This window comes from Emticicia sp. (genome assembly GCF_043780375.1).
In the GTDB taxonomy this organism is placed as follows: domain Bacteria; phylum Bacteroidota; class Bacteroidia; order Cytophagales; family Spirosomataceae; genus Emticicia.
Genome location: NZ_JAYWCU010000125.1, coordinates 1 through 5176, shown reverse-complemented (window position 1 = coordinate 5176; position 5176 = coordinate 1). Strand labels below are relative to the sequence as shown.

Below are 5176 nucleotides of genomic sequence, written 5' to 3'. Positions count from 1 at the left end.
AAAAACTTGTCTGCAATATCTTGTTGTTTTGGTCGATAACAAGATACGCCGATTCTCAATTTTTAGCTAATTTCTATAATTCCAAAACAATCTCTTATTACTGTTTTTTAATTAAAACATAGGGTTTTAAAAATAAAGTTCTAAAACCCTTCATATAAATAGGCGAATATTTGGCTTTTTGGTTTAATAAGTACCTAATGGTAGTTCATGGCTTATAAATTGCATAGAGAAAAGAATACATTTGAGGAGTATTTATCATACAATCTAATGAGTTGAAAATGTATTACTCTTAGGTTTTGTAGGATTGATTTGATTCTACAATTTGTCTTATCAAGGCATGTTAAATGATGACATACTACTTCAATCTCAAAATTAATTTCGTTATGACTGCCACTAAAAATCATCATTTGCTGACTGAGCAAATTGCAGAGCAACTCACCAAAGATTGCTTGGTACATGAATGTTTTCAAAATTTCATAAAAGTCATAAATGAATCCTATTTTAATTTCGAAAGAGATAAAAAGTTGTTTGAAAAGTCTTCTCAACTTAATGAAAAGGAGTATGCCAAAATAAATAATAAACTCAAAGAAGAGATAAAGCAAAGAAGACTTTCAGTTGAAAAATTGATTGATGCCATTCGTTCGCTCGAAGTAAAAGAAGGTTTTGAACCTAAGATATTAGACTCAAATAACTTGCTTGGATTAGTTGATTTTTTAAAAATACATATTGAAAATCGAAAACAAATAGAGATAGAATTACGTAAATCTAAAGAAGCGGCTGAGTATGCCACTCAAGCAAAATCAGAGTTTCTTTCGATGATGAGCCATGAAATTCGTACACCCTTAAATGCAATAATTGGGCTAACTTACCTCATGCAACAAGAAGATATAAGCGATACGATGGCTGAAAATCTCAAAATCTTACAATTTTCGACAGATAACCTGCACGTATTAATTAATGATGTATTAGATTTTAGTAAAATTGAAGCTGGAAAAGTAGAGTTAGAAAAAATATATTTTGATTTTAAACAACTTATATCCAATATTAAGAAAGCAAATCAAGTAAAGGCAGAAGAAAAAGGCAACAAAATCAGGTTGATGATTGATGATGATGTACCTAATATTGTACTTGGAGATTCACTTCGACTGGGACAAATCATTTCTAATTTGGTATCAAATGCTGTAAAATTTACCAGAAATGGTAGTATAAGTGTTGAGCTTTCTTGTCAAAGAAAAATTGAGAATCGAGTAATATTGGATATTTCGGTGATTGATACGGGTATCGGTATCTCTTTGGATAAACAAGACATGATTTTTGATAAATTTACCCAAGCAAACGTGGAAACTACTCGACAATTTGGTGGGTCAGGTTTAGGACTGGTGATTACTAAAAAACTCTTAGAACTTCATGGAAGCGAAATTCATCTCGAAAGTGAACCAGGAAAAGGCTCTAAGTTTTATTTTACAATAGAATTGGAAATTGGCTCAGAAGTAAAAAATAAGGCTTTAGAAAGATGGAGTGATTTATCATTTGGAAATACACTAAAAGGTGTGAGAGTACTTTTGGTTGAAGATTACCCAATTAATATAAAAGTTGCCAGTAAGTTTTTAGAAAAATGGCAAATTGAAATAGATGTAGCTGAGAATGGACTTTTGGCAACAAAAAAGTTTGAAAAAGGAAAATATGATGTGGTGTTAATGGACATTCAGATGCCGATAATGGATGGTTATACTGCTGCCGAAAAAATTAGAGAAAAAGATGCCGATGTACCAATTATTGCCCTAACAGGCTCTGCAACTTTCACTAATCAAGACCGAGCATTCTCTGCAGGTATGAATGACTATATAACAAAACCCTTTAATCCTAAAGAATTATTCCAAAAAATAGCTAAATATAGTTTTAGAACTCCGAGCAAGAATTCAGAGTTGAAATACGAGAAAAATGACTTTGTTTACGTATAAATTGTGTCCCTTGGTGGTAATATTAAAGTATTTTTGACAGATGATAGTTATAAAGCACATACTACAAATGATTTATTTCATACCTCATTTGTAGTATGTTTCTAAATAAAACAACTGATTATTAATAAAATAGAATTAGCTCTTAAATTTAGTTAGTTCTTCTTTTAAAATTGGGATAAATTGTTCGAGTTTTATTTGCAGATCATTCCACAGCAATTTCAATGTATCTGTATTAATGTTATCTTTTGCTCTTTCTTCAATTTCTTGCATCTGGGTCTCTAATTCACTCAGACCAACCATGCCAAGTGTCGGTTTTATCTTGTGTGCATGATTGCTAAGAGCTGCCCAATCACTTTGTTCTATCATTTGGTCGATTACAGAAAAGTCGGGCAAAATATCATCCAAGAATGTTTGAAAAATATCAGCCGCATAAGCCTTATCGTCGCCGTAAAGCTCGACTAAACGATTTTGATCAAGCGTTAAATTATATTTAGGAGGATTTTTGAGGGTTAATTTAGAAATATTAATATAGTTTTGAATAATATTTAATAAGTTATTTGGTGCGAAAGGTTTCGTTATAAAATGGTCCATACCAACAACGAGTGCTTTATTTTTTTGGTCTATCATTGCCGATGCAGTAAGAGCAATAATAGGTGTTTTTTGGTTAGGGTTATTTGTATTCCGAATCTTAGTAGTTGCTTCAAAACCATCCATATTTGGCATCTGAATATCCATCAAGATAATATCATACTTTTGTTTTTGGGCTTGCTCAACAGCCTTGCTCCCATCTGATGCAATAGTAAAATTGATATTCCATTTGTTAAGTAATCCACTTATATATTTTTGGTTCATAATATTATCCTCGGCTACTAATATCCAACATCCCTTTACATTGCTTGGTGCAAGCCGTATCTCATTATTATTTGGGACAACTTCGGTAGCCGATTTTTGAAATGGAATCACAAATGATAAGGTTGTGCCTTCATGGCTTTTTACATTAATAGTACCACCTTGAAATTCAACCAATTGCTTCGAAATAGTTAAACCTAAGCCTGTGCCTTTGTGTTTGTGTTCATGAGCATTGATTTGTTTAAATTTTTGAAAAATAAACTCTAATTTTTCTTTTGGAATTCCGCTTCCAGTATCGGTGATTTTAAATTCAATCCAGGTAATTTCTCCTTTTAGCTTTTTTTGCTTAACCACAATATCTATTGAGCCATATTCGGTGAATTTTTCAGAATTCCCGAGAATATTTAATAAAATTTGATTCAATTTAAGATCATCACCAATATAATTTCCTGAAATTTGGGTATCAATCATCAAATTTAGCTCAATTGGGCGACCTTCAAGTTTTATTTGAAATACCCGTTGAATTGTCCGCAGTAAACCCACTAAATCAAAAGGATGTTTATGTAATTCTATACGACCAGCTTCAATTTTTGCCATATCCAGCAAGTCAGATATTAGACTTAGCAAAAAGTCAGCCGATGTTTTAAGAATATCTAAATATCCGTATTGTTGTTTGTTTGGGCGAGTATCAAACAATAAATGTGTCATTCCAATGATAGCGTTGAGAGGCGTACGAATTTCGTGACTCATGTTTGCCAAAAATTGTTTTTCGACCTGTAGAGCATCTTCGGCAATTTGGTTTGCTTGCTCAAGTTCTTGTTCAAGGAGTTTTCTATTGGTTATATCATAGTGAATACCAAGTGAACCAACAACTTCCCCATTTTCATTTATAATTGGAGCTCCACTAACTATTACCCAACATCGGCTTCCATCTTTTCTAATCAATTGTAATTCATACGATGAAGCAAGTCCTTTACTTCTTAGTTGTTGCTGAGTATTAAGTACTTCGATAAATTCTTTTGGTAAAAATAATTCTGAGGCTACTTGACCAATCAATTCTTCTTGACTATATCCTATCATTTTACAAAAACTGTCATAAGCTCGAATAATAGTCTGTTTATTGTCAACTTCTATCAAACCTAACTCCATATTATTCATAATACCACGATACTTCTCTTCGCTTTTACGGATAAGTTCGTGTGAGCGATGTTGCTCAGTTATATCATTGTACTCCCAGAGATGTCCTCGATAATGCCCCTCTAAGAAAATAGGAATATAGTCTCGTTGTAAAATACGTCCATCAATCATGCTAAGGTTTTCTTTTACGCAAATTTCTTGACGAACTAATATTTCGTTTATTTTTTGTAAAAACTGCTCAGGATTAGTAAAGAAAAACTTCGATTGCTCGGCAAATTGCGAGCAATCCATACCAACCAAAGACTCGGGCGGAACTGTAATATTAAAAATTTCACAAAACAATTGATTTACCAGAATAACCTTTCCATTTTCATCTTCAACTAACACTCCTTTGTGCATATTTGTAATAAGTGTCGAAAGGAGGGTTTGGGTAGTTCCGAGCATTTCTTCAGCCTTTTTTCGGTCAGTTATATCCCGAGCTACTGCCACAAGTTCTGTTATTTTATTGTCAGTTTCAATCAAACGAACGGTTTGACCTATCCAAACTATTTTTTTACTTTTAGTTGCAATAGGAAACTCCAAATAAGCACTTTCTTGCTTTTGTAGTACCATTTTTTGATAAAAATTCACTAAATCTTTATGGTATTCTGGCAATACGAGTTCGAAGTAATGCAGCCCAATAATTTCATTTTCGGTGAAGCCCAAAAGTTGCTCAACAAATGGATTTACGTAGGTAAAAAAACCTTCAGGTGAAGTTTTATAAATAATATCATGTACTGATTCTATTAGCTCTTGGTAGCGTTTTTCAGTCTTTTGAAGCTCTAAAACATCTCTTTTTATCTGATTTTCAAGATTTTCATTCAGTTGTCTAAGCTGTTTATTAGCTTCGTATAGCTCCAAAGACTTTGATTCCAAGATTTGCTCGGCTTGTTTACGGGCTTTTTGCTCCTGTTCTATTTGGTGTTTTAGATGTGCAATTTCTTCCATATTATTGTCGTATAATAACAAATTTTACAGACCTTCCATCGTTTGTAACAATTTCATTAATAGTAATTACATTTCCCCAAAAATGCAAAAAACAAACCTCAATAAGGTCATAATCTAAGTCAGATATCTTTCTGGTTGAATATTAATAGACATTTTGAACACTAAATTATTATATTAACGTGCGTTTGTGCGACCTTTGCAAAAAAAAGCGATATGCAATACTTAAAAATACGCCAAAACGA

At 32.5% G+C, this 5176-nt stretch carries 2 protein-coding genes; one reads left to right on the top strand and one right to left on the bottom strand.

Annotated elements, in window-relative coordinates; all coding sequences use genetic code 11:
* Positions 1–383: 383 nt before the first annotated feature.
* Entirely contained in the window at positions 384–1961 is a 1578-nt protein-coding gene (locus tag ACH2CJ_RS10050; RefSeq protein ID WP_394992563.1) for a response regulator, read from the top strand.
* 135 nt (positions 1962–2096) lie between these two features.
* Here the strand turns inward: ACH2CJ_RS10050 and ACH2CJ_RS10045 are convergent, their stop codons facing one another.
* Positions 2097–4934 (bottom strand): PAS domain S-box protein, encoded by a 2838-nt coding sequence (locus tag ACH2CJ_RS10045; protein ID WP_394992561.1) that lies wholly within the window; start codon positions 4932–4934, stop codon positions 2097–2099.
* Positions 4935–5176: the final 242 nt, after the last annotated feature.